The 24,319-nt window shown below is 69.2% G+C and carries 19 protein-coding genes and 4 tRNA genes; 7 read left to right on the top strand and 16 right to left on the bottom strand.

The genetic code is table 11. The features are described from left to right. Positions 1-9 precede the first annotated feature (9 nt). From CGUA_RS06075 to CGUA_RS06060, 4 genes are read right to left on the bottom strand one after another with little or no spacing between them, the layout of a single operon-like run. Positions 10-2,151 (bottom strand): ATP-dependent DNA helicase RecG, encoded by a 2,142-nt coding sequence (locus CGUA_RS06075; RefSeq protein ID WP_290198181.1) that lies wholly within the window; start codon positions 2,149-2,151, stop codon positions 10-12. Then, positions 2,152-3,726, bottom strand: coding sequence for a DAK2 domain-containing protein (locus CGUA_RS06070; RefSeq protein WP_290198180.1), 1,575 nt, complete (start codon positions 3,724-3,726; stop codon positions 2,152-2,154). 15 nt (positions 3,727-3,741) lie between these two features. Continuing rightward, positions 3,742-4,401: a uracil-DNA glycosylase gene (locus CGUA_RS06065; RefSeq protein WP_290198179.1), complete on the bottom strand. Its 660-nt coding sequence runs from the start codon at positions 4,399-4,401 to the stop codon at positions 3,742-3,744. Then, positions 4,401-5,363, bottom strand: a complete 963-nt coding sequence (locus CGUA_RS06060; protein WP_290198178.1) for a thiamine-phosphate kinase — start codon at positions 5,361-5,363, stop codon at positions 4,401-4,403. The genes CGUA_RS06065 and CGUA_RS06060 overlap by 1 nt, the downstream gene beginning before the upstream one ends. A gap of 35 nt (positions 5,364-5,398) precedes the next feature. Between CGUA_RS06060 and CGUA_RS06055 the strand changes: the two genes are divergently transcribed. Further along, entirely contained in the window at positions 5,399-6,394 is a 996-nt protein-coding gene (locus CGUA_RS06055) for a DUF3515 domain-containing protein (protein ID WP_290198177.1), read from the top strand. Here CGUA_RS06055 and CGUA_RS06050 read toward each other — a convergent pair whose 3' ends face one another. Together CGUA_RS06050 and CGUA_RS06045 are read right to left on the bottom strand one after the other, a co-directional pair. Beyond that, positions 6,395-7,477: a D-alanine--D-alanine ligase family protein gene (locus CGUA_RS06050; protein ID WP_290198176.1), complete on the bottom strand. Its 1,083-nt coding sequence runs from the start codon at positions 7,475-7,477 to the stop codon at positions 6,395-6,397. It abuts the gene before it with no gap. A gap of 20 nt (positions 7,478-7,497) precedes the next feature. Then, complete coding sequence (locus CGUA_RS06045; RefSeq protein WP_290198175.1) at positions 7,498-8,496, bottom strand: NAD(P)H-dependent glycerol-3-phosphate dehydrogenase; 999 nt, start codon at positions 8,494-8,496, stop codon at positions 7,498-7,500. A gap of 144 nt (positions 8,497-8,640) precedes the next feature. On the opposite strand from CGUA_RS06045, the gene CGUA_RS06040 reads away from it, so the two are divergent. Further along, positions 8,641-9,642, top strand: coding sequence for an NUDIX hydrolase (locus CGUA_RS06040; protein WP_290198174.1), 1,002 nt, complete (start codon positions 8,641-8,643; stop codon positions 9,640-9,642). 82 nt (positions 9,643-9,724) lie between these two features. Here the strand turns inward: CGUA_RS06040 and leuD are convergent, their stop codons facing one another. Continuing rightward, on the bottom strand, positions 9,725-10,312 hold the full coding sequence (gene leuD, locus CGUA_RS06035) for a 3-isopropylmalate dehydratase small subunit (protein WP_290198173.1): 588 nt from the start codon (positions 10,310-10,312) through the stop codon (positions 9,725-9,727). Between the two features lie 14 nt (positions 10,313-10,326). Continuing rightward, on the bottom strand, positions 10,327-11,763 hold the full coding sequence (gene leuC, locus CGUA_RS06030) for a 3-isopropylmalate dehydratase large subunit (RefSeq protein ID WP_290198172.1): 1,437 nt from the start codon (positions 11,761-11,763) through the stop codon (positions 10,327-10,329). A gap of 73 nt (positions 11,764-11,836) precedes the next feature. On the opposite strand from leuC, the gene CGUA_RS06025 reads away from it, so the two are divergent. The 5 genes from CGUA_RS06025 (at position 11,837) to ald (ending at position 17,484) form a co-directional block, all read left to right on the top strand. Beyond that, positions 11,837-12,547: an IclR family transcriptional regulator gene (locus CGUA_RS06025; RefSeq protein WP_290198171.1), complete on the top strand. Its 711-nt coding sequence runs from the start codon at positions 11,837-11,839 to the stop codon at positions 12,545-12,547. Positions 12,548-12,691: 144 nt separating this feature from the next. Further along, positions 12,692-13,345, top strand: a complete 654-nt coding sequence (locus tag CGUA_RS06020) for a response regulator transcription factor (RefSeq protein WP_290198170.1) — start codon at positions 12,692-12,694, stop codon at positions 13,343-13,345. Then, the gene (locus CGUA_RS06015) at positions 13,342-15,486 is read left to right on the top strand and encodes an ATP-binding protein (RefSeq protein ID WP_290198169.1); all 2,145 of its coding nucleotides are present in this window, start codon (positions 13,342-13,344) and stop codon (positions 15,484-15,486) included. The genes CGUA_RS06020 and CGUA_RS06015 overlap by 4 nt, the downstream gene beginning before the upstream one ends. 231 nt (positions 15,487-15,717) lie before the next feature. Beyond that, positions 15,718-16,260 (top strand): Ltp family lipoprotein, encoded by a 543-nt coding sequence (locus CGUA_RS06010; RefSeq protein ID WP_290198168.1) that lies wholly within the window; start codon positions 15,718-15,720, stop codon positions 16,258-16,260. A gap of 117 nt (positions 16,261-16,377) precedes the next feature. Continuing rightward, a complete protein-coding gene (gene ald / locus CGUA_RS06005; RefSeq protein ID WP_290198167.1) occupies positions 16,378-17,484 on the top strand; it encodes an alanine dehydrogenase in 1,107 nt (368 codons plus the stop codon). Here ald and CGUA_RS06000 read toward each other — a convergent pair. The 8 genes from CGUA_RS06000 to CGUA_RS05965 all read right to left on the bottom strand — a co-directional run bounded on the left by CGUA_RS06000 (position 17,481) and on the right by CGUA_RS05965 (position 24,273). After that, complete coding sequence (locus tag CGUA_RS06000; RefSeq protein ID WP_290198166.1) at positions 17,481-18,674, bottom strand: multidrug effflux MFS transporter; 1,194 nt, start codon at positions 18,672-18,674, stop codon at positions 17,481-17,483. The genes ald and CGUA_RS06000 overlap by 4 nt on opposite strands. Before the next feature lie 267 nt (positions 18,675-18,941). Beyond that, positions 18,942-19,394 (bottom strand): nucleoside deaminase, encoded by a 453-nt coding sequence (locus CGUA_RS05995; RefSeq protein WP_290198165.1) that lies wholly within the window; start codon positions 19,392-19,394, stop codon positions 18,942-18,944. Positions 19,395-19,805: 411 nt separating this feature from the next. After that, positions 19,806-19,881: transfer RNA gene (locus tag CGUA_RS05990), tRNA-Glu, on the bottom strand. Between the two features lie 659 nt (positions 19,882-20,540). Beyond that, complete coding sequence (pntB, locus tag CGUA_RS05985) at positions 20,541-22,022, bottom strand: Re/Si-specific NAD(P)(+) transhydrogenase subunit beta (RefSeq protein WP_290198164.1); 1,482 nt, start codon at positions 22,020-22,022, stop codon at positions 20,541-20,543. Further along, a complete protein-coding gene (locus CGUA_RS05980) occupies positions 22,022-23,566 on the bottom strand; it encodes a Re/Si-specific NAD(P)(+) transhydrogenase subunit alpha (RefSeq protein ID WP_290198163.1) in 1,545 nt (514 codons plus the stop codon). The genes pntB and CGUA_RS05980 overlap by 1 nt, the downstream gene beginning before the upstream one ends. Before the next feature lie 257 nt (positions 23,567-23,823). Continuing rightward, positions 23,824-23,899: transfer RNA gene (locus tag CGUA_RS05975), tRNA-Glu, on the bottom strand. A gap of 196 nt (positions 23,900-24,095) precedes the next feature. Beyond that, positions 24,096-24,168: transfer RNA gene (locus CGUA_RS05970), tRNA-Glu, on the bottom strand. Positions 24,169-24,201: 33 nt separating this feature from the next. Next, a tRNA-Gln gene (locus tag CGUA_RS05965) sits at positions 24,202-24,273 on the bottom strand. Positions 24,274-24,319 lie beyond the last annotated feature (46 nt).

Genomic DNA, 24,319 nt, shown 5'->3' with positions numbered 1-24,319 from the left:
TACCGTCCCTCAGGTTTTGTCCAGGAACTCCCGGTCGTCTTCGCCGATGTCCGCCGTCAGGCGCTCCGCGAGGCCGCGGTCGCGGCGGGCCAGGTTCTCGGCGTCCGCGTTGGCCTGTTCAATGACGGGCAGGTCGGTGAGCAGGTTCAGCAGTTTGACCGTGCGGTGGGTGCCGGACTGGCTGGTCCCGAGCACGTCCCCCTCCTGGCGGTTGGACAGGTCCAGGTCCGCCAGCGCGAATCCGTCGGAGGTCTCGGCCACAGCCTGGACTCGAACGGCCGCGGGACTGCCGGGTTCGGCGGTGGTGTGGAACAGGCACAGGGAGGCGTGGCCGCCCCGGCCGACGCGCCCGCGCAGCTGGTGCAGCTGACTGACGCCGAAGTTCTCGGATTCGCGGATCATCATGACGGTGGCGTTGGGCACGTCCACGCCGACCTCGATGACGGTGGTGGCCACGAGCACGTCGATGCCGCCGGCCGCGAAATCAGCCATCACCTCGTCCTTCTCCGCCCCCTTCATGCGCCCGTGGAGCACGCTGACGTGCAGGTCCTTGAACTCGGTGGCCCGCAGCCAGGCGGCGACGGTGATGACGCCGCCGTCGTCGTCGATGCGCGGGCACACGACGTAGGCCTGGCGCCCGGCAGCGACCTCCTCGCGGATGCGCTCCCAGGCGCGCTCGACCCAGCGGGGGTTGGCCTCCGGGACCACCGCGGACTGGATGGGTTTACGCCCGCCGGGCAGTTCCTTGAGCGTGGAGACGGCGAGATCGCCGAAGACGGTCATCGCGATGGTGCGCGGGATCGGCGTCGCGGTCATCACCAGGGTGTGGGGGGTGGCGCCGTCGCGGCCCTGGCCGCGCAGCCGGTCGCGCTGCTCGACGCCGAAGCGATGCTGCTCGTCGACGACGACCAGGCCCAGGTCGAAGAACTCGACGGCGTCCTGGATGAGCGCGTGGGTGCCGACGACGATGTCGGCCTGCCCGGAGACGATGTTGAGCAGGGCCTCCCGCTTGACGGCGGTGGGCATGGAGCCGGTCAGGGCGACGACGGTGGCGGTCGAGCCGGCGGCGGCCAGCGTCCTGGTCAGGGATCGGGCGTGCTGGACGGTGAGGACCTCGGTCGGGGCGAGCATCGCGCACTGACGGCCGTTGTCCACGGCCTGGAGCATCGCCAGCAGGGCCACGATGGTCTTGCCGGAGCCGACCTCGCCCTGCAGCAGGCGGCTCATCGGGTGGGCGCGGGAGATGTCGGCGGAGATCTCGCTGAGCACCTCCTGCTGTCCGCGGGTCAGCGGGAAGGGCAGCGCGCGCAGGAGCTGGTCCTGCTGCCGTCCTTCGACGCGGGGCAGCGGGGGCGCGTTCTGGGCCTCGGTGTCCTGGCGCCGCACGGCCATGACCAGCGCCAGCGCCAGCGCCTCGTTGTACTTGAGGCGGGCCAGCCCGCGGTCGACGGCGTCCTGGTCCTTCGGGTCGTGGACGTCGCGGAGGGCGGAGTCGAAGTCCGGCAGGCCGGCCGGGGGCGCGGGCAGGGGCTCCGGAATCGGCGGCAGCGTCTCGAGGACGAGGTCGATGGCGCCCATCAGCTGCCAGGAGGTGACCTGCGCGGTGGCCGGGTAGACCGGCAGCATCGCGCGGTTGCCGAGCACGGTGTCGAGCTCCCCGTAGGCGGCGAGCTTCTTGAGCGAGCCGGTCGCCAGGTCCCCCTCGCGCGGCTGCCCGTCGGCGCTGGCCACGAGGTAGAAATCCGGCTGGGAGAGCTGCATTTGACCCTGGTAGTGGCGGATTTTTCCGGAGAAGATCGCGCGGGCGCCCTCGGTGAGCTGCTTCTCCGCGTACCAGGAGCCGAAGTAGGTCGCCTTGATGCGGGTCAGCTCGTCGCGGATGAAGACCTCGGTGAGCATGAGCGGGCGGCCGGACTTGGTGCGCTTGCGGGTGGGGCGGGTCGACTGCTTGACGACGGTGCCGTACAACGTCACGACGTCGCCGTCGCGCGCGTCGATCAGGTGGGCGGCGCTGCCGTGGCGCACGTAGGTGCGGGGGTAATGCTCCAGCAGCTGCCAGCAGCGGGTGTAGCCGAAGGCCTTGGTGATCGCCGCGGCCTCCTTCGCCGGCAGGACCGCGGCCAGCTCCCGTTCGTCGCGCCAGCCCAGCATCTACTCCACCCCGATCTCCGCGGCCGCGGCCAGCCCGTCGCCCGGGTAGGCCATGACCGCGACCCGGAGGACGTCCTCCAGCTCCCGGGTGTCCACGTCCTCGGCACTGAGCACGGTGACCTGCTCTCCCCCGGCCTCCAGCAGGTGCCGGGAGGCGGCGAGGACGGCGTCGTGGAGGTCATCGCACACGGCGACGATCTGGCCGTGGGCCTCGACCAGCAGGTCGCCGCGAGCGCAGGGGCCGGCCGCGGTCAGTGCGGCCCGTTCCGCACGCACGGCGACGGCGGTGCGCATCGCCCCGGCCGCCTCGGCCATGGAGTAGGCGGCCGTGGCCAGCGGCTGCTCCGCGTCGTGGACGGTCAGCGCCGCTATCCCCGAGACCAGCCGGCTCGTCGGCAGCAGGGTGATGTCCTGGGCGAACGCGCGGATCGCCTTGTCGACGGCCGAAAGCTGACGCCGGGAGAGCAGCCCGTTGGGAAGGAGGATGACCTCGTGGGCGTTAGTGGACCGGACGGTGGCGAGGATGTCGGTGACCAGGTCCGTCTCCGGATCCCCGTCGGTGTCGGACTCGGTGGTCACCACATAGGCCCCGCCATTGCGGTAGAGGTCGGCGATGGCCCCGGGCGGGGTGAGAGCGACGATGATGCGCTCCGGGGCCTCGACGATCGGGGCCGAGGGCAGCACCTCCAGACGCAGGTCGCTGACCGCGCCCAGCGCGTAGGCCGTCTCGATGACTGCCCCGGCGTCGGCGGAGTGGACGTGGACGGTGCCGGCGTCCTCGCTGGCCCGCGCGATGACGAGGCTGTCGCCAAGCGGGTGCAGGCGGGTTTCGAGCCCGTCGAGATCGCCAACGAAGTAGAACATCACCTCGATGTCCCCGGCCTGGCCGTGGGAGTCGAAGGCGGTGGCGTCGGCAAGCCGGGCGGCGGGGCGTTCCGGCAGATCCTTCGCGCCGCTGACCTCCGCCAGCAGCGCCTCCAGCAGCACCAGCAGGCCCGCTCCGCCGGCGTCGACGACGCCCGCTGCCTGCAACGCCGGCAGCTGGGAGGGGGTGTTGGCCAGCGCGGTGCGCGCGGCGGCCACCGTCGCGCAGAGGGTGTCGTGGAGCGAGACGTCCGCGTCGGCCGCCTGGCGGGCGGCGACGGAGGCCGCTCGCAGCACGGTGACCACGGTGCCCTCCACCGGCTCGCTGATCGCGCGGTCGACGAGCTTGACCGCGATCTCCAGGGCCGTAGCCAGCATCCGCGCCCCGAGCGGCTCCTTGACGGCCGCCTCCGACAGGGCGCGCAGCACCTGGGAAAGGACCACCCCCGAGTTGCCCCGGGCGCCGCGCACGCCGCCGACGGCCAGGGCCCGGGTGACCGCGGCCGCGGAGGAACGCTCGTCCTCGGCGAGGTCCTCGACCGCCGCCAGCGCCGACTCCATCGTGTGGGTCATGTTCGAGCCGGTGTCCGCGTCGGGGACGGGGAACACGTTCAGCGCGTTGATCTCCGCGCGCCGCGCCGACAACTCGGCGACGGCGCGGCTGACCCATCGGTGCAGATGGGTGCCGTCAAGCTGGCTCGGGTAGGACATGGGTTCCGAGTCTACCTACAGGGACCAGTCGACCGGGGCCGCCCCCTGCGCGGTCAGGGCCTCGTTGGCGCGGGAGAAGGGCCGCGAGCCGAAGAAGCCGCGCCGCGCCGAGAGCGGCGAAGGGTGGGCGGACTCGATGCGGGGCGAGTCGCCGAGGAAGCGCGCCGCGGTCTGGGCGTCGCGGCCCCAGAGGATCGAGACCAGCGGGCGGCCACGCCGAGCCAGGGCGGTGATGGCCGTCTCGGTGACAAGCTCCCACCCTTTACCGCGGTGGGAGGCCGCTTCCCCGGGCCGGACGGTGAGAACACGGTTGAGCAGCAGCACCCCGCGGCCGGCCCAGGCGGAGAGGTCGCCGTCGGCCTTGGGGGCGACGCCGAGGTCGGACTCCAGTTCGGCGTAGATGTTGACCAGGGAGCGCGGGGCGGGCACGCCGGGGCGCGTCGAGAAGCTCAGGCCCATGGCGTGGCCCGGCGTCGGGTAGGGGTCCTGGCCGAGGATGAGGACCTTGACGGCGTCGAATGGGTCCTGGAAGGCGCGCAGGATGTCCTCGCCGGGCGGGAGGAAAGCGGGTTCGGTGCGCAGGAAGTCCCCCATGTCGTGGATGCGCTCGGTGACGGGCTCGAGCACGGGGCGCCACGACTCGTGGACTGGCAGCGGGCGGGAACGCAGGTCCATCAGAAGCTCACCCAGCCTTCCTGGTAGGCGGGCTCGACCCCGTCGAGGGTGACGCCGGCGCCGCGCTGGACGGCGCCGATGGTGCGGAAGCCCGAGGGCGGGTCGTAGGCGGTGGTCGCCAGGAGGGTGTGGTCCTCGCCGCCGCTGAGCACCCAGTGCCAGGGGTCGACGCCGAGCAGGTCGCCGGCCTCGACGAGCAGGGCGTCCGGGGCGATGGCGTCGCGGTCGAGGTCGATGGCGACGCCGGAGCGCCGGGCGATGGTGCCGGCGTCGACGATGAGCCCGTCGGAGTTGTCGGTCATCGCGGAGGCGCCGGTGGCCCGGGCGACGACGCCGCGGCCCGGCGTCAGCTCGGGGGCGCAGTGGGCGCGCACCAGCGGTTCGAACTGCGCCGGCACGCCCGCGCGGCCGAAGCATTCCAGCAGCGCCCAGCCGGCCGCCGACCAGCCGAGCCGTCCGTGGGCGACCAGCCGCTGGTCCGGGCGGGCCCGGTCAAGGTTGAGCGAGGGCAGCGAACCGCCGAGGGAGCCGAGGGCGGTCACAGTGATCACCAGCTGGTTGCCGGAGGTGACGTCGCCGCCGACGAGTTCGGCGGAGTACTGCTTGACGCGGCTGTCGATGCCGGCGGCGAGGCGGGCGAAGAAGGACACCGGCATCGAGGTCGGGGTGGAGATGGCCAGCAGGCAGGCGATGGCCCGGGCGCCCATGGCCTCGATGTCCGCGAAGTTCTGCAGCACCGCCTTCTGGCCGATCTCTTCGGGGGTGGACCAGTCGTGCCGGAAGTGCCGGCCCTCGACGAGGGTGTCGGTGGTGGCCACCGCCCGGGAGTTCGGGGAGGCGTGGAAGAGCACCGCGGCGTCGTCGCCGTTGAGCGCGCTCGGGGCGGCGCGGGTGATGACGTCGATCACCGCGTGTTCGCCGAGTTCGCCGACGGTGGGACCTGGGGTCGCAGGAGTGGTCACAGCGAGGGATCAACCTTTCGATAGAATGCACAGCCATGGACACCAACGCCTCCCGGCCCCGTCAGACCGATGCAGCTTCCGGGACACGGTCGGCCGGTGCGACGGCTTCCGCTCCCCACCAATTTAGCCGGACGCCCGCCTACGTCGCCCTCGGCGTGGCCGTTGTGCTCGTTCTCGGCGTGCTGTTCGGCGCCCGTGTCGTCTCCGAACGCGCCGGCGACGTGCCGGTTCCGGTGGCCCCGCTGCCGGCGCCGCTGGCGGAGTCGGCGGAGTGCTCGACGCTTCTCGACGCCCTCCCGGACACGCTCATCGGCCACGATCGCGCCGAAATCGCCGAACCCGCCCCGGCCGGCACCGCCGCCTGGGCCTCCTCCTCCACCGAGCGGGTGACGCTGCGCTGCGGCGTGGATCTGCCGCTGCAGTACACCGAGTACTCGCAGCCGGTGGAGATCGACGGGGTCAACTGGCTGGTCGTCGAGGACGCGACCCCGGAGTCGACGCTGGCGACCTGGTACACCCTGGACCGCCGCCCGGTCGTCGCGGTCACCGCCGACGAGGCGGCGCTGGGCCGCGCGGACAACCCGGTCGGGGCACTCGCCGAGCCGGTCGGCGCCCTGCCGACGCAGGCCCACCAGCCGAATCCGGCCCCGCTCAGCGAGCTGCAGGCCGCCCCAGCCCCCGAGGTCTGCGCGGACCTGCTGCCCGCGCTGCCGGAGACGCTCGCTGACGCCTGGACCCGCACCGGGTCGGACCAGTCCGACACCGCCGTATGGGTCAACCCCGGCCAGGAGCCGATCGTGCTGCGCTGCGGGGTAATGCCGCCGCCGAACTACGCCGCCGGCGAGCGTCTGACCCAGATCAACGAGATTCCGTGGTTCGAGGACACCGCCCTGGTCAACGGATCGACCGCGTCGATCTGGTACGCGCTGGGCCGCTCCGTCGACATCGCCGTCAGCGCCCCGATGGCCGCGGCCAGCGCCGCGATGGTCGAGCTCGGCGACGTCATCGCCGCCGAGACCCCGGAGCAGTGATCAGGCCAGGGCGGTGGCGATGAGCGTGTCGAGCAGCTCGACGTAACTGACGCCGGTGGCCTTGAACACCTGCGGGTACATCGAGATCGGCGTGAAGCCCGGCATGGTGTTGATCTCGTTGAGGACCGGGCCCTGCTCGGTGACGAAGAAGTCGACGCGCGCCAGGCCCTTGCAGTCCAGGGCAGTGAAGGTCTCCACTGCCAGGTCCTTGAGCCGGGCGATGGTCTCCGGGGGCAGCTTCGCCGGGATGGTGGCGGTGACGACGTCGTCGAGGTACTTGGTGTGGAAGCCGTAGAAGCCCTCCGCCGAGTCCTCGATGCCGTTGAGCTGCGCGGGTTCGGAGGCGAGCAGGGAGCCGTCCGGGAACTGCAGGACGCCCACCTCCACCTCGACGCCATGGATCATGGCCTCGACGATGACCTTCTCGTCGGACTCCCGGGCCAGGGCGACGGCGTCGGCGAGCCCGGCCCAGTGATCGACCTTGGAGATGCCGATCGAGGATCCGCCGCGGGCAGGCTTGACGAAGACGGGCAGGCCCAGCAGATCCTTCTCGGCGTCGGTGAGCTCGTCGCGGCCGCGGAGGATGACCTCGGGGGTGACCGGCAGGCCCTCGGCGACCATGAGCTTCTTGGTGAACTCCTTGTCCATCCCGGCCGCGGAGGCGAGCACGCCCGGGCCGACGTAGCGCACGCCGGCGATCTCGAAGAGGCCCTGGATGGTCCCGTCCTCGCCGAAGGCGCCATGCAGAATCGGCAGCACGACGTCGACGGTGGCGTGGACCTGGCCGGTGGTGGTGTTGGTGATCTCGCCGCGGCGGTTGAGGCTCAGCGCCAGTTCGTCCCGGAGCTTGACCTCCGGCAGGGTGTCGCCGTGGGCGCGCAGCTCCTCGGCGTCCTCGGTGCCCACGGTCCACAGCCCGTCCCTCGTGATGCCGACCGGGACGACGTCATAGCGCCCACGGTCGAGGTTCGCCATGACCGCGCCCGCGGAGATGCACGAGATCGAATGCTCCAGGCTGCGTCCGCCGTAGACGACGGCGACTCGGATGCGGGAGCTGGTGTCAGAAATCGGGGAGTCAATCACCCCGATGAGCCTACCGTCCGCTACTCCGACTTCTTGGAGCGACCCATCAATGCCGCGACCGTGGAATCGACTGACACCCCCTGGTGGCAGACCTCGAAGACCGCCTGGGTGATGGGCATCTCGACGTCGGCATGCTCGGCGAGCTGGAAGATGGAGCGCGAGGAGAGCACGCCCTCGGCGACCTGGCCGTGGGTGGCCTCCTTCGCCTCCTCCAGCGAGCCGCCCTCGCCGAGGCGGGCGCCGAAGGAGCGGTTGCGTGACAGGGGCGAGACGCAGGTGGCGACCAGGTCACCCAGGCCGGCGAGCCCGGAGAAGGTGCGGGCGTCGGCGCCCATCGCCACGCCGAGGCGGGTGATCTCCGCCAGGCCGCGGGTGATGAGGGTGGCCAGGGTGTTGTCGCCCAGCCCACGGCCGGCGGCCATGCCGCAGGCCAGGGCGATGACGTTCTTGCAGGCGCCGCCGATCTCGCAGCCGACGACGTCGGTGTTGGTGTACGGGCGCAGGTACCAGGTGGCCGCGGCGGCCTGGACCAGCTTCGCCCGGTTCTCGTCCGGGCAGGCGATGACGGTGGCGGCGGGCTGCTCGGCGGCGATCTCGCGGGCCAGGTTCGGGCCGGAGAGCACGGCGATGCGGTCCTGGGCAACGCCGGTAATCTCGGCGATGACCTGGGACATGCGCAGGTGGGTGTCGGTCTCGATACCCTTGGAGATCGACACCAGCGTCGCGTCTCCGGGCAGCATCGGCGTCCACACCGCGAGGTTCTCGCGCATCGTCTGCGAGGGCACCGCGAAGACGACGATGTCGGCGCCGGTCAGCGCCCCGGTGGCGTCGGTGGTCGGTTCGATGCCCGCGGGCAGCTCGACACCGGGCAGGTAGTCCTCGTTGTGGCGGGTGCGGGCGATGGCCTCGGCCAGCTCGGGGCGGCGGACCCACAGGCGCACGGAGTTACCGGCGTCGACGAAGACCTTGGCCAGGGTCGTGCCCCAGGATCCTGCTCCCATGACGGCCACATTGACCATGCGCGCCCACTCCATTCATCGTGAATTCCATGAAATCCCTACTCTAAAGGATGGGGTCCAAGGTGCGAAGCATGCCCACGTAGTGGAGAATGTTCGGGATGGGACCGGCGAGGACGGGCCCGCGATCAACACAGGAGGACATCGATGCCGAAGAAGCCGTACGAAGTCGATAAGGACAACGCGTGCGAGCGCAGCGTCACCGGCCGCCACCAGGAGATTCCGGCCGACCCCACCTCCCTGTACCCGCGCACCACCCTGGCCGCCGGCGCCGTGCTCTGGCGCGGCGACCTCTCCGACCTCGACAGCATCGAGGTCGCGGTCATTCACCGCCCACACTACGACGACTGGTCGCTGGCCAAGGGAAAGGTCGACCCGGGTGAGGCCCTGTCGACCACCGCCGCCCGCGAGATCCTCGAGGAGACCGGCTACGAGGTGCGCCTGGGCAAGCTGCTCGGTCACGTCTCCTACCCCGTCGCCGGGCGCACCAAGGTCGTCTACTACTGGACCGGCGAGGTCATCGGCGGCGAGTTCGTCCCCAACGGCGAGGTCGACGAGATCCGCTGGTTGCCGGTCGACCAGGCCCGCGAGCTGCTCAGCTACGAGGTGGACTCCGAGGTGCTGGACAAGGCGCTCAAGCGCTTCAAGCTGCCGGCCACCACCCGCATCCTCTATGTCCGCCACGGCAAGGCGCACTCCCGCGGGAAGTGGACCGGCGACGACAGCCGGCGCCCGCTGGAGAAGAAGGGGCGGCGCCAGGCGGAAATGCTCGTGCCGATGCTCCTGCCCTTCAAGCCGAACCGGGTGTTCTCCGCCGAGCCGGACCGCTGCACCGCCACCGCCACGCCCCTGGCCGACGAGCTCGGGGTCGACGTCATCGTCGATCCCCTTTTCGGCGACACCGCCTGGCTGACGGATCGGGAAGCCGCACAGGCCCGGTTCATGAAGCTGGTCGACGAGGGCGGCACCACCGCCGTGGTCTCCCAGGGCACAGCCATCCCGGAGATGATCCAGTGGCTCTCCGCCAACGGCCGCCTGCCGCTGCCGGCGGATCTGGAGGCCAAGAAGGGGTCCGTGTGGGTGCTGGCCTTCAACAACGGGCAGCTGACCGGGGCGGACTACATGGCCTCGCCCCTGCCGGTGAAGTAGGGCCCGCCCCACCCCCGGACACGACGACCGTCGCCCCGCACCGGAGGGTGCGGGGCGACGGTCGGGCGTCGATAAGCGGGCGTTAGCGAACGGCCGGCTTCCAGGACGGGCGCCGTGCCTCGAAGGCGGTGATCTCCTCGGCCTTCCGCAGGGTCAGGCCGATGTCGTCGAGGCCCTCCATCAGGCGCCAGCGGGTGTAGTCGTCGATCTCGAAGGAGTAGACGCTGTCGCCGGCGGTGACGGTGCGGTCCTGAAGGGAGACGGTCAGCTCCAGGCCCGGGTTCTCCTGCATCTGCTTCCACAGCAGCTCGACGTCGCCCTCGGACATGATGCCCGCGAGCAGGCCGGCCTTGCCGGCGTTGCCGCGGAAGATGTCGGCGAAGCGGGGGCTGAACACGGCTTTGAAGCCGTAGTCCTGCAGCGCCCAGACGGCGTGCTCACGCGAGGAGCCGGTGCCGAAGTCGGCGCCGGTGACCAGCACGGAGCCGTTCCGGTAGGCGTCCTGGTTGAGGACGAAGTCCTCCTTGCGACGCCAGTTGGCGAAGAGCCCGTCCTCGAAGCCCGTGCGGGAGACGCGCTTGAGGTAGACGGCCGGGATGATCTGGTCGGTGTCGACGTTGGAGGCCTGCAGCGGCACGCCGACGCCGGTGTGGGTGGTGAACTTTTCCATGGTGTCGAGACTCCTTACAGATCGGACGGGCTGGCCAGGTGGCCCTTGACGGCGGTGGCGGCGGCGACGAGCGGGCTGACCAGGTGGGTGCGGCCGCCCGGGCCCTGCCGGCCCTCGAAGTTGCGGTTGGAGGTGGAGGCGGAGCGCTCCCCCGGCGCCAGCTGGTCCGGGTTCATGCCCAGGCACATGGAGCAGCCGGCGGTGCGCCATTCGGCGCCGAACTCGGTGAAGATCTTGTCCAGCCCCTCCTCCTCGGCCTGGATCTTGACCTCGGCGGAGGAGGGCACGACCAGCATGCGGGTGTCGGAGGCGATGGTGCGGCCCTTGACCACCTCGGCGGCGGTGCGGAGGTCCTCGATGCGGGCGTTAGTGCAGGAGCCGAGGAAGACGGTGTCGATCTTGATGTCGCGCATCGGGGTGCCCGGTGTCAGGTCCATGTACTCCAGCGCACGCTCGATGGCGATGCGGTCGTTCTCGTCCTCGGCGTCCTCCGGGCCGGGGACGGTCTCGCCCAGGCCGACGCCCTGGCCCGGGTTGGTGCCCCAGGTGACGAAGGGGGTCAGCTCGTTGGCGTCGAGGTGGACGACGGTGTCGAATTCGGCGCCCTCGTCGGTGGGCAGGGTCTTCCAGTAGGCGACCGCCTCGTCCCAGTCGGCGCCCTTGGGGGCGAACTCGCGGCCCTCGACGTAGTCGAAGGTCTTCTGGTCCGGGGCGATCATGCCGGCGCGGGCGCCCGCCTCGATGGACATGTTGCAAATGGTCATCCGGGCTTCCATCGACAGCTTCTTGATGGCCTCGCCGCGGAACTCGATGACGTGGCCCTGCCCGCCGCCGGTGCCGATCTTGGCGATGATCGCCAGGATGACGTCCTTGGAGGTCACGTCCGGCTGCAGCTCCCCGTCGATCTCGACGGCCATGGTCTTGAACGGCTTGAGGGAGAGGGTCTGTGTGGCCATGACGTGCTCGACCTCGGAGGTGCCGATACCGAAGGCCATGGCGCCGAAGGCGCCGTGGGTGGAGGTGTGGGAGTCGCCGCAGACAATGGTCATGCCCGGCTGGGTGATGCCCAGCTGCGGGCCGACGGTGTGGACGATGCCCTGCTGGCGATCGCCCATGGAGTGCAGTCGCACGCCGAACTCGGCGCAGTTGTCGCGCAGGGTCTCGACCTGGAGGCGGGAGGTCTTCTCCTTGATCTCCAGCAGGGAGCCGGTGACGATGCCCTCGGTGGGGACGTTGTGGTCCTCGGTGGCCAGGTGCTGCTCCGGGTGGCGCATGGGACGGCCGGCCATGCGCAGTCCGTCGAAGGCCTGGGGGCTGGTCACTTCGTGGAGGAGCTGGAAGTCGATGTAGATCAGGTCGGGCTCACCGTTCTCGCCGGCGGAGACGACGTGGTCGCGCCACACCTTCTCGGCGAGGGTCAGCTTCTGGGTCGCAACGTTGTCTGCGGACAAAGCGTGTCACCTTCTCTGTGTTGTTGCCTCACCCCAGCGTGCATCTCACACAATGGGATGTTAATGTCATGGTATGGGACAGTATAGCGCAGTTTCCGGGATTCAGGTCATCGACCGGGCGGTGATGATCGTCGACGCCGTCGCCGTGGCCCCGCTGACGCTCAACGAACTCTGCGAGTCCACCGGCCTCCCCCGCGCCACCACGCACCGCCTCGCCACCGCGCTCGAGGCCCACCGCATCCTCTCCCGCACCGGGGACGGCCGCTGGACCACGGGTTCCTGGCTGGCCTCCTTCGCCTCCCCGGAGCGCTCCCGGCTCCTCGACGCCGCCCAGTCCGTCATGATCGAGCTCGTCGCCACCACCGGCGAAAGCGTGCAGCTCTACCAGCTCACGGGAACCACCCGCACCTGCGTCGCGGCCGAGGAGCCGGCCACCGGCCTGCACAATACCGTGCCCGTCGGCTCCCAGCTGCCACTGAGCCAGGGTTCCGCGGCCAAGGTCTTCGTCGCCTTCTCCCCCGAGGACGCCCGCCGTCGGCTGCTTGACGACGCCCACTGGTCCGCCGAGGAACTCACCCGGGTGCGCGCCGCCGGCCTGGCCGAATCGGTCGCCGAGCGCGAGGTCGGCCTGGCCAGCCTCTCGGCCCCGGTGCTCGACCACGAGGGTGAACTCGTCGCCGTGCTCTCCGTCTCCGGGCCGGCCGAACGCCTCAAGCCTGCCCCGGCGAACGTGTGGGGCGCCGAACTCGGAGCCGCCGCCCGAGCCCTGTCCGAGCAGCTCTAGCCGCCTCCGGCGGCGACACCGGAGCTCCAGTCACGGCCGACGCCCGACACCCTCACCCGCCCCCATCTTCCGGGGCACCACATAAGGGGCTGGATTTCCCCCAATTCGTCCCGCAGCTGACTCCCAGGCAATAGGCTCCCTGTTATGACGATCACAGTGGCCGCAGTCGACGACCATGGCGCCACCCTGGTGGGCATCTCCCACGCGCTGCGTGGCCGGGACGACATCGAGTACCTCGGCGGGTTCACCTCCCCGCACGAGATCGAGGCCGTGGGGGTGCCCGACGTGGTGCTCCTGGATCTGCGCCTCCACGACTCCTCGGACCCCTTCATCAACGCGACCACCCTGACGGAGCTGGGATGCCGGGTGCTGGTCTATTCCTCATTGGAATCCCCCTACCTCATCCGCCGGGCGCTGCTGGCCGGCGTGCACGGCGTCCTGGACAAGTCCGCGGACGTCCAGGAGCTCGCCGAAGCCATCCGGACGATCGCGACGGAAGGCACCTACGCCAGCGCCAACTGGGCGTCGGTCATTGACTCGGACGGGCGCTTCGCCGAGGACTCGCTCTCCCCCCGCCAGCGCGAGGTGCTGGAGCTCTACGCCTCCGGAGAATCCGCCCGGCGCGTCGCCAGCCTGCTGGGGATCTCACAGGAGACCGTCAACGACTACCTGGATCGCATCCGCCTCAAGTACTCCGTGACCGGCCGCAACGCGGTGACCAAGATCGACATGCTCCTGCGCGCCCAGGAGGACGGGTACCTGCCCGGCCCGACCGACCCCCGGCCGATCGACACATGATCACCGAACCCGCCCCCCGCCCGTCCGCCGCAGTGTCCGCGACGGCTGAACCGCCGATGCCGGAGGCGCACGTCTCGGAACTGGCTTTCTTCCGCAACGCCACCATCGTCTGGAGCATCAGCTTCGTTGTCCTGCCCGCCATCTCCCGGCCGGGCATCGAGCTTTTCACCCAGCCGGACACGCATGTCCCCGTCGAGGTGAAGCTCTCCCTGCTCGCGTTCGTCGGCTGCTCCCTGCTGGGGGTGGCGGCCCTGGCGGCGCACACCCGGGCGGCGTACCTGGCCGCCTGCACCGTCGCGATTGCCGTCTATGTCGGGCTGCTGGTAATTCACGGCGGTTTCCTCCTGCTCACTGGCGCCAGTCCGCTGGAGCATCTCTATCTGGGCGACTTCACCGGGCTGCCCGCGGTGCTGCTGCAGCTCGTCCTTCCCACGTGGCCGGGTCTTCTCGCCGCACTGCTGCTGATCGCGGCCGGCACGACCTTCAACGTCGCCCTCCCCTGGGACGATCCGGGCTATCTCCTCCTCAACGCGGCCCACGGGTGGCTGGCGTTGACGCCGTTCCTGCTCATCATGTCCCGTCTGGTGTCGACCTCGCGCCTGCTCGATGATGCGGCGACGGCCAAGTATCGTGCCGCCGTCCAGGTCGCCCGTTCTGTGCGGCTGCGGGAGCTGGAGGCCCGGTTCCTTGCGCACCTGCACGACAAGGTGCTCGCGGATCTGAGGTCCGTGGCCGCCGGGCGGATGTCCCCGGAGGAGATCAGCACCGATATTCTCACCGCGGTGTCCGCGCCCCCGTGGCCGGTATCCGATCTAGTCACCCGTCTGGTGGGCGTGGCGGGAGCGGACGCCCGGGTCGACGTGCCGGAGCGCGTGGACCTCTCCGCGACGATTCCCGGCCCCGCGGCCGCGGTGCTGCTCGACGCCGCGGCGGAGGCGCTCGCCAACTCGCGGCGGCACGCCCCGCAGGCGTCGAGAAGCATGCGCATTTCGGTGGACGAGGGAGTCCGGGTCGTGATCGAGGACGACGGACCCGGGTTCGTGCTGTCCGAGATTCCTAGCGACCGCGCCGGTGTGCGCACGAGCATCCTGCGCAGCGTCGACGCCGCGGAGGGTGTGTCGGCGGACATCCGGACCTCACCAGGAGAAGGCACGGCCGTGAGCCTGGGCTGGAGCCCCGGCACCGGCGCGCCCGGGGACGAGGAGGCGCCGAGGGGACCGGACCTGTCATGGTGCGCCAGGATCGGAATCGAGTATCTGCTGCATCCGCTCTACCGCTCGGCGATGCTGGTGATGTTTTTCTTCATGGCGTGGATATCCGACCGCGGCGACCTCTGGCTGCTGATTCCGGCCGCCGTCTCGCTGGTGGCCTTCTCGCGTGGCTCCGGGTCGGTGGCTCCGGCGGGGCCCGCCGCGATCTCGGCGGCGTCGGTGCTGGTCATGGTCACGGGGCAGCAGCTCAGTGGCACGCAGTTCCCCGACTACTGGCCACAGGCCTGGACCGTCTACGCCGCCGCCATTATCCTGGCCCTGCTCGCCTTGCGCGGCCGCGTGCTGCTGGCCTGGGCGACGCTCGGCATCCTCGTCGTCCTCTCCGGGGCACAGCTCGCCCTCACGGGGGAGGTCAGCATTCCCCCGGTGGTCTTTCTCACGGTGGTCACGCTGCTGGCGCCCGCCTCCGTCATCCCCTGGCTGCTCGATCGGACGGTGCGCCGGATTCCGGTGCTGCAGCGGGAAATGGAGAACGAGTTCGTCCAGCTCGAGCAGGCCACAGCCCAGCGCAGCTACGTCCGTGATTCCAGCGAGTGGCTCAACAAGCAGGTCGCCAGCGTGCGCGACGCCCGCACCGCCGCGCTCATGGAGAAGCGGCTGCGCGACGCCATCCGCTCCCCCCTGCTGGACGTCCCCGAAATCACCGAGGCCGTGTGGCGGGCACGGGACCGGGGCATCAACGTACGGCTGATCGGCGACCGCTTCCCCACCCCGCCCGACGAGGAGCGCCACGCCGTCCTCATCGACACCCTCACCACAGTCCTCGAGGTGCTGAAGCCGGGAGACAGCCTGACCCTGCGACTCCTGCCAGCGGGACGTTCGTCTTACGCCACGCTCGTGACCAGCGAACCTCGTCGCATCAGCCTGTAGGCGGGCAGCCCCGACGAATCTTTCGAACGGGATTCGGACGACCGGAGCCCTCACGCTGGGCACGCGGGCCGCGTGCGGCGTCGCCGGCAACGATAAGCCCACCACCTCGGCGGCCGCGATCACCTCCACCATCCGCGTGACCACCTCCGTGAGAGCGGAGACGCCCGTCACCACCCCGTCGCTGACGCCGAGCAGCTCCCCCTCCGTGTCACGGACCCCAGCACGCCACCGGTGAGGCCGACGACCAGCGCTTCTTCCGCACTCGCAGTCACCTCGGGCACCAGCGCTCCGCAGGCAGTCGCGGAACGCCAGGCAGCCTACGCCGACGCGGACACCGCCGGGATTGGTGTCGCAGAAGGCAACGCGTTGCGCTCCGCCGAGTCCTACCTCCGGTACTCGGAATTCTCCAAGGTAGGACTCTACGAGCAGCTGCTCTACGAGGGATACACAGAGTCCGAGTCCCAGTACGGCGTCGACAACGTCTCCGCAGACTGGAACCAGCAGGCGCTGGGGACCGCGGAGAGCTACCTCGCCTATTCCGGTTTCTCCGCCGGAGGGTTGGCCGAGCAGCTGGCATACGAGGAATTCACCCCGGAACAGATCACCTACGTGATGAACAACGTCTCCGCCGACTGGAACGCGGAGGCCGCGGAAAAGGCGGCCAGTTACATGGAGTACTCGGCGTTCTCGGCTTCCGGGCTCTACGACCAGCTGATCTTCGAGGAGGTCACACCGGAGCAGGCCCAGCACGGGGTGACCAGCGTAGGCCTGTAGGTGGACTCGCCGGATCGGGTGTGACACCGCGAGCAGACCAATACCCGCTATGCGGCAGGTCACGCCTAGACTTGTCGGCATTATCACCGTCCCTGCACCGACGAACGGAACCTGACCATGCTGATCGGCTGCCCCCGAGAAACGAAGAACAACGAATCCCGTGTGGCGCTCACACCCGCCGGCACCCGGGAACTGTGCAAGCAGGGCCACGACGTCATCGTGGAGACGACGGCGGGCGCGGCGTCCGGGTATGCGGACCAGGATTACGTGAGGGCCGGGGCACGCATCGTCGACACCGCCGCCGAGGCCTGGGCCGCCGAGATGGTGCTCAAGGTCAAGGAACCGCAGGACGCGGAGCTCGCCTTCCTTCGCCCCGACCTGCTTTTGGTCACCTACCTGCATCTGGCGGCCGAGCCCGCGGTCACCCGCGCGCTGCGCGAGTCCGGAACCACCGCCTTCGGTTACGAGTGCGTCACCGGCGACCGGGGCCTGCCCCTGTTGTCGCCGATGAGTGAGGTCGCTGGCCGACTGGCGGTCCAGGTCGGCGCATATCACCTGATGTCCCCGCTGGGCGGGTCCGGAATCCTCATGGCCGGTGTCCCGGGCACCCAGCCGGCCAAGGTCACCATTATCGGCGGCGGCATCGCCGGCGAAGCGGCCGCCCGCATGGCCGGCGGCCTCGGCGCCGACGTGCGGCTGCTGGACATCAACCTGGAGCGACTGCGCGAGATCTCGAACCTCTACGGCAACGACGTCAACACCCTGGCCTCCAACGAGTACTCCATCGCCGAGAACGTCGCGGAGTCCGATCTGGTCATCGGCTCGGTCCTCATCCCCGGCGCCGCGGCCCCGAAGCTGGTGACCAGCGAGATGATCGCCCAGATGCGCCCGGGCTCAGTGCTCGTCGACATCGCCATCGATCAGGGCGGCTGCTTCGAGGGGTCGCGCCCGACCACCCACGAAGACCCCACGTTCACCGTCGACGGCAAGGTGTTCTACTGCGTCGGCAACATGCCGGGCGCCGTCCCCCGCACCTCGACCGCCGCGCTGACCAACGCGACGCTGCCTTACGTCAGCGCCTTGGCAGGGGGCTGGCGTGAGGCCATCGCGGCTAACCACCACCTCGCGGACGGGCTAAACACCTATGCTGACCGCATCGTGCACCCGGCGGTGGCCGAGACCTACGGCGTCGAGCCGATGACCATCGCGGAGGTCCTCCGCTAGTCGCGGTGCCTGAGCAGTCCGTAGGACAGGCCGCCGGCGGCGATCAGCGAGCTGATGAGCATGCCGGCGGCCATCGTCATCCCCTGGTTGGCGCCGACGCCGACCAGCGGGCCGATGAGCGCCGAGAGGCCGAACTGGAAGAATCCCATCAGTGCCGAGGCCGACCCGGCGCGCTCGCGGACCTCCTGCTGGCCCATCGACATCAGCGAGGGCAGCAGGACGCCCACCTGGCAGATGCCGATGAAGAGCAGGATGAAGAACACCGGGTCCGGCCAGGTGCCCAGGGCGAAGAAAAGCAGAATGCCGCCGCTGGCGAGGATGAGGATGAGCATCGCCGCCTTGAGCGTGGTCTGAATCCGGATGCGGGTGGCCAGCCATGCATTGAGCATGTTGGCCAGCAGCAGACCGACCGCGTTGACGCCGAACATCAGCGAGTAGAAGCGCACCGAGTAGCCCAGCTGCCCCTGGACGACGAAGGAGGAGGCGGCGATGTAGGCGAACATCGTCGTGAAGGAGAAAGCGAAGGCGACCAGGAAGCCGCGGTAGGGAGCCGAGGCCAGGACGTAACGGAAGTTGCCGAGCACCCCGGCCACGGTGTTCGGGCTGCGCCGCTGCGGCGGCAGGGTTTCCGGGATGAAGCGCAGCGCCACCACGAGCTGGACGGCGCAGATGCCGGCGAGCACCCACATCAGCCCCCGCCAGCCGACGGGGCCGACGAGGAAGCCGCCCACCACCGGCGCCACGATGGGGGCGATGGTCTGCACCGACATCATCAGCGAGAAGGAGCGCGTCGCGGCCGGTCCCTCCAGCAGGTCGGGGATCACCGCCCGGGCGAGCACCACGCAGGCGCCGGAGGCCAGACCGTGGATGAACCGGGCCCCGATGAGTACGCCGATGGTCGGGGCCACTGCCGCGAGGACGGCGGCGAGCAGCGCCAGCAGGACGCTCGGCACGAGCAGCTTCTTGCGGCCCAGCCCGTCGGAGAGCGGCCCGGCGACCAGCTGGCCCACCGCCAGGCCCGCCACGAAACCGGACAGGGTCAGCGCCACCATGGCGGCCGTGGTGTCCAGGTCCGTGGCGATGAGCGGCATCGCCGGCACGTACATGTCGATGGCGAAGGGCCCGGAGGCCGACAGGAGGGCGATCGCGGACAACAGTCCCCAGGACAGTCTGTCCTTCCTTGTGTTCATGGGCGCTGATTGTACGGGCCGGTCCGGGCGAGGGTGACCAGCTCGTCCACGATGCCGGGATGGCCCAGAACGGCGGTGTGCCCGATCTCGCGCAACCGCACCAGCCGTGCTGCCCCCAGCTGGCGGGGTGCCGGCCGTCGCTGATCCCCACATCAGAGGCGTGACACACGGGCACCCGGCCTCTTCCGGATATACCCACGGTTACTGACGGCAGCGGCAGTCGCCGCCCGCCTTAAAGGGGGTTCGGTCCGAGCCCAGCATCCCCTCTTAGTACTCGACCCGGTCCGGCTTGGCCAGCCACTCGTCGAAGACCTCCTGCGCCCGCGGATCCGGGACGTGCACGAACTCGATTTGCCTTTCTCCTATCGGCCTGGCCAGCTCCTCGTAGATGAGGGAGTCATCGAAACCGATCCGGGCGGCGTCGTCGCGGGTGTTGGCGAAATACACCTTCCCCACCTTGGCCCAGTAGATCGCCCCCAGACACATGGGGCAGGGTTCGCAATTGGCATAGAGCTCGCAGTCGGACAGCTCGAAACGACCCAGCTCGGCCGTGGCCCGGCGGATGGCCACTATCTCGGCGTGATTGGTCGGGTCCCCGGTGGCCACGACCATGTTGTTGCCCTCGGCGATGATCTCCCCGTTGCGGACGATGACCGCGCCGAAAGGGCCGCCTTCGTCGGCGAGCATGCCTTTCCTCGACAGGCTGATCGCGTGTGCCATGACATGAGGGTCCATGGACGCCATTATCCTCGCGCAGAGCCCGCCGGGAGGGAAACTGTTCAAACAGATCCCCCTACCGATCCCTCCGATACGGTCAACAAGCGCCTGCCCCCGGTTCGTAGCGCGCAGCGACGCCCCACCGCTGGCAACCGGTGCGGGCTGGATGAAGACACCGCGGACCGGGAGATTGTCCCCAGGTGCAGGCCGCTCCCGCCTGTGGCAGGGCGAGCACATTCCGTTCGGCATCGCCGGGATCGGTAAGTGCTGAGCGCTGCAGGGCAGGCATTCAGGACCTTCTCGCCCACGCTGATGATTCAACACCAGTGGCGTACGGGAAAATGTCGAAAGAGCCAGGCCCGAAGACCTGACTCTCCCGCTGATGTTCGTGCTCGCGCATGCGCAGACACATGGTGGTACCCCGTACGGGATTTGAACCCGTGTTACCGCCGTGAGAGGGCGGCGTCCTAGGCCACTAGACGAACGGGGCGCGTTCGCTGTTTCAGCAACGTCGCTAAGTTTACGATCCCGTGTAGCCGTCAACCAAATCGCAGGTCAGGAGGAAATAGGGGAACCCCCGCCGCCCTAGTGTGGGGCGACGGGGGCGAGGCGTCCCGTTCGTTACCGTCAGCGAGTCTCTGACTTCCACGCTCTGTCCCAGCCGGCGCTGGTGCGGTACTTGTTGTGAGGACTGGCCACCCACTCCTCTTCCCCGCGAGACAATTTCTGTGCCGTGGACACCTGGTGGTTATTCAGTTCGCTGATTCCTCTGACGCATCTGTTCACCGTTGCCGGTTAACCGGTGTAGCTCCACTTCGCGAATCACTGTCGCCTGGGGAAGGTGGATTATGGCTTATGCCTGCGTTCGGTCCGGTGTGATGGGGCGTCGGGACGAATGTTCTTCCATGGACTCTGCCATTCATTCTCCTTCCTGTCGGTTCAGCGGACCGGAGATTTTCTCTCCCTATCGAGAATCTCTCCGTTACCTATGACCCTAGGCCGGGGCCCGGTTCAGGGGAAGGGTCCCGGCGAAAATCGACCCCGGTCTGCCCCCACCCGATGCCGTCCCCGCAGGCCACTCCAGTGCCGGCGGGCACTGGTCATACTCGGTTATGACCGGAGGGGGCGTCGGCAAGCGCCGCGGGCGGGTCAGAGTGCGGCGTTGATCTCCTCGACGGAGGTCTTGGCGTCGCCCAGAAGCATGTCGGTGTTCTCGTTGAAGAACAGCGGGTTCTGCACGCCTGCGTAGCCGGAGCCCATCGAGCGCTTGAACACGATGACCTCCCCGGCCTCCCACACCTTGAGCACGGGCATGCCGGCGATCGGCGAGCCCGGCTCCTCGGCGATCGGGTTGACGGTGTCGTTGGCGCCGATGACGAGGACGACGTCGACCTCGCCGAAGTCATCGTTGACCTCGTCGAGCTCGAGCACCAGATCGTAGGGGACCTTGGCCTCGGCGAGCAGGACGTTCATGTGGCCGGGCAGACGACCGGCCACGGGGTGGATGCCGAAGGCGACCTTGACGCCGTGCTCCCTGAGCTTGGCCACCAGTGCCGCCACCGGGTACTGGGCCTGGGCGACGGCCATGCCGTAACCCGGCGTGATCATGACGGTCTTGGCGTTCTTGAGCAGCTCCGCGGTGTCCGCGGCCGTGATCTCGGTGTGCTCGCCGTAGTCGCGCTCGTCACCGTCGGCCGCGCTGTCACCGCCGAAACCGCCCAGAATGACCGAGATGAAGGAGCGGTTCATCGCCTGGCACATGACGTAGGACAGGTAGGCGCCCGAGGAACCGACCAGTGCGCCGACGATGATCAGCAGCGGGTTGAAGAGCATGAAGCCCGCGGCGGCCGCGGCCCAGCCGGAGTAGGAGTTGAGCATGGACACCACGACCGGCATGTCGCCGCCGCCGATGGCGGCCACCAGGTGGAAACCGAGGAACAGCGAGAGCACGAGGTTGACCGCCATGGCAATCCACGCGAGGGTGAGGTTGGCGTGGCCCGCCCAGATGAACACTCCCATGCCGACCAGGCACACCAGGATGACCGCGGCGTTGAGCAGGTGCCGCCCCGGCAGGACCAGGGGCTTGCCGCTCATCTTGGCCGACAGTTTCAGGTAGGCGACGATCGAGCCGGTCAGCGTGACGGAGCCGATGAAGACGCCCAGGTAGACCTCACCAAGGTGGAAGGAGGCGATCGCCTCCGCGTTGGCGTCGGGGTGGATGAAGGAGTTCAGGCCGATGAGCACCGCGGCCAGGCCGACGAAACTGTGCAGCAGCGCGATCAGTTCGGGCATGCCGGTCATCTCGACCTTCTTCGCCCGCGGAATGCCGATGGCCGCGCCGATGAGCATGGCCACCGCGATAAGGATGAGCGTGACCACCGGGCCGCTGGAGTCCTCCCCGGCGTCGATGGAGGCGACGACGGCCTTGAGCACGGTGGCCACCAGGGCGATGGCCATGCCCGCCATGCCGAAGCGGTTGCCGCGCGACGCGGTCTCCTGCTTCGCGAGGCCGGCCAGGGCGAGAATGAACAGCAGCGCCGCGACAAGGTACGCCAGGTTGGTGATCTTGTCGGTCATTTCCAGTGCCGCGACGGGCACGGCGGTGGCCGCCTGGGCTGAGTAGGTGGTCATTAGTCTTTACCCCCGTCGAACATGCGCAGCATCCGGCCGGTCACCGCGAAGCCACCGAAAATATTGATGGACGCGACGACGATCGCCGCAAACGCCAGACCCGCGACCAGCAGGTTGGATGACCCGACCTGCAAAATCGCGCCGACCACGACGATTCCCGAGATCGCGTTCGTCTCCGACATCAGCGGAGTGTGCAGCTTGTGCGTCACCGCGGTGATCACGTAGAAACCGACGACGACGGCGAGCAGGAGCAGCATGTACTCCCCCGCCACCTGCATCGGGCTCGCCAGCACCAGGGCCGCGCCCAGCAGGCCGGCGATCCACTTCCACGCCCCGGAAGAGGGTGCCTCTGGGGCGGGCTCGTTGACCGCGGAGGCGGACGCCTCCGCGGGCGCGGTGGCCGGGCTCGCCGACACCTTCACCGCCGGAGGCGGCCACAGGACCTCGGCCGCGGACTTCTCCGCCGCCGCGCGCGTCACGGTGATGCCGCGGACGATCTCGTCCTCCAGATCGAAGGCGAGGGTGCCGTCCTTGCCCGGAGTCATCAGCTTGAGCAGGTTGACGATGTTCTGGCCGTAGAGCTGGGAAGCCTGCGCCGGCAGGCGGCCGGACAAGTCGGTGTAGCCGATGATGGTGACGCCGTTGGCGGTGACCACCACCTCCTCGGGCACGGTCAGTTCGCAGTTGCCGCCGTTGGCGGCGGCCATGTCGACGATGACCGAACCCGGTTTCATGTTCGCCACGTCTTCGGCGGTGAGCAGGATCGGGGAGGTGCGGCCCGGGATGTTGGCGGTGGTGATCACGATGTCCGCCTGGGCGGACTGCTCCGCGTAGAGCTGCGCCGCGGCCTGGGCCTGATCTGCGGTCATCTCCTTGGCGTAGCCGTCCTCCGATTGCTCGGTCGCCGCTGGAATGGGGACGAATTCGGCGCCCATGGACTCGACCTGTTCCGCCGTCTCCGGGCGCAGGTCCGTCGCCTTGACGATGGCGCCCATCGAGTTCGCGGTGCCGATCGCCGCCAGGCCCGCCACCCCGGCGCCGATGACGTAGACCACCGCAGGCGGAACCTTGCCCGCGGCGGTGACCTGGCCGGTGAACAGGCGTCCGAACGCGGCGGCGGCCTCGATGACCGCCCGGTAGCCGGCGATGTTGGCCTGGGAGCTCAGCACGTCCATGGACTGGGCGCGGCTGATGCGGGGAACGGCGTCCATCGCCACGGCGGTGACGTTGCGGGCGGCGAACTCTGCGACGAGGTCCTCGTTGCGGCCCGGGGCCAGCCGGGAAATCAGTGTCGCGCCCGGTGCGAGAGCCTGGCGCTGTACCGGTGACGGGGCGTCCAGGGTGGTGATGATGTCCGCAGCCCACACCTCCTCGCCGCCCACGATGCGCGCTCCCGCGTCCCGGTAGTGGGTATCGGGGAAGCTGGCTGCCTCGCCGGCTCCGGATTCGACCGCGACGTCGTAGCCCAGTTTGATGAGCTTGCCCACGGTGTCCGGAGTGGCGGAAACCAGCGCCGCCGGCTCCCGGGGGATGCCTATGAGCATCTGATGACTCCTCACTCTTGTCGTCCTAAAGTTGGAAAATGACATCCATCTTTCCAACGTCATCAACAATAGAACAGAAACGGGAGCAACCGGGCCGAAACCAACAAATTTATTTTGTCGGGTCGCGGCCATCCGGACGCGGCCGACGGGTGCTGAGATCCCGCCGCTCACCACCGCCTCCCGGCCGGGCCCCTCGCCCGACGGGGGCCGGAAAACAGACACGCCCTCCCGGCGCTGTGCCGGGAGGGCGTGTCAAGTGGTACCCCGTACGGGATTTGAACCCGTGTTACCGCCGTGAGAGGGCGGCGTCCTAGGCCACTAGACGAACGGGGCATAAGGACTTCCGTGGCGATCTCTCGCTGCGGACTTGGATAACTTAGCGCGACACCAACCGGCGACGCAAATCGCCTGCTCGCACATATGGCGGTAGGCCGGGGCTGTGGCGGCCGCCGACGACGCGCCCCCGTGAAGCACCACGGAAACGGCAAACGAGGCAGCCTGACCGGAATCAGACTGCCTCGCTTATGTGTACCCCGTACGGGATTTGAACCCGTGTTACCGCCGTGAGAGGGCGGCGTCCTAGGCCACTAGACGAACGGGGCATAAAGGACGTGAACATTTGTCAGCGTTCACTGCTGGCCTACCAGGACTCGAACCTAGAATGACGGTACCAGAAACCGGAGTGTTGCCAATTACACCATAGGCCATTGTTCTCGCTGCTCAGGAGCGTTCCCGGGCTGCGCAACGGTTAAT

Origin of the sequence: Corynebacterium guangdongense, assembly GCF_030408915.1 — a bacterium.
Lineage (GTDB): Bacteria > Actinomycetota > Actinomycetes > Mycobacteriales > Mycobacteriaceae > Corynebacterium > Corynebacterium guangdongense.
This window is presented reverse-complemented; position numbering and strand designations above follow the sequence as displayed.

What these genes read in the sequence shown, in the direction of transcription:
- CGUA_RS06075 (WP_290198181.1), bottom strand. Translation starts at nt 2,151, where the DNA reads ATGCTGGGCTGGCGCGACGAACGGGAGCTGGCCGCGGTCCTGCCGGCG.
- CGUA_RS06070 (WP_290198180.1), bottom strand. Translation starts at nt 3,726, where the DNA reads ATGTCCTACCCGAGCCAGCTTGACGGCACCCATCTGCACCGATGGGTC.
- CGUA_RS06065 (WP_290198179.1), bottom strand. Translation starts at nt 4,401, where the DNA reads ATGGACCTGCGTTCCCGCCCGCTGCCAGTCCACGAGTCGTGGCGCCCC.
- CGUA_RS06055 (WP_290198177.1), top strand. Translation starts at nt 5,399, where the DNA reads ATGGACACCAACGCCTCCCGGCCCCGTCAGACCGATGCAGCTTCCGGG.
- CGUA_RS06045 (WP_290198175.1), bottom strand. Translation starts at nt 8,496, where the DNA reads ATGGTCAATGTGGCCGTCATGGGAGCAGGATCCTGGGGCACGACCCTG.
- CGUA_RS06040 (WP_290198174.1), top strand. Translation starts at nt 8,641, where the DNA reads ATGCCGAAGAAGCCGTACGAAGTCGATAAGGACAACGCGTGCGAGCGC.
- leuD (WP_290198173.1), bottom strand. Translation starts at nt 10,312, where the DNA reads ATGGAAAAGTTCACCACCCACACCGGCGTCGGCGTGCCGCTGCAGGCC.
- CGUA_RS06025 (WP_290198171.1), top strand. Translation starts at nt 11,837, where the DNA reads ATGGGACAGTATAGCGCAGTTTCCGGGATTCAGGTCATCGACCGGGCG.
- CGUA_RS06020 (WP_290198170.1), top strand. Translation starts at nt 12,692, where the DNA reads ATGACGATCACAGTGGCCGCAGTCGACGACCATGGCGCCACCCTGGTG.
- CGUA_RS06015 (WP_290198169.1), top strand. Translation starts at nt 13,342, where the DNA reads ATGATCACCGAACCCGCCCCCCGCCCGTCCGCCGCAGTGTCCGCGACG.
- ald (WP_290198167.1), top strand. Translation starts at nt 16,378, where the DNA reads ATGCTGATCGGCTGCCCCCGAGAAACGAAGAACAACGAATCCCGTGTG.
- CGUA_RS06000 (WP_290198166.1), bottom strand. Translation starts at nt 18,674, where the DNA reads ATGAACACAAGGAAGGACAGACTGTCCTGGGGACTGTTGTCCGCGATC.
- CGUA_RS05995 (WP_290198165.1), bottom strand. Translation starts at nt 19,394, where the DNA reads ATGGCACACGCGATCAGCCTGTCGAGGAAAGGCATGCTCGCCGACGAA.
- pntB (WP_290198164.1), bottom strand. Translation starts at nt 22,022, where the DNA reads ATGACCACCTACTCAGCCCAGGCGGCCACCGCCGTGCCCGTCGCGGCA.
- CGUA_RS05980 (WP_290198163.1), bottom strand. Translation starts at nt 23,566, where the DNA reads ATGCTCATAGGCATCCCCCGGGAGCCGGCGGCGCTGGTTTCCGCCACT.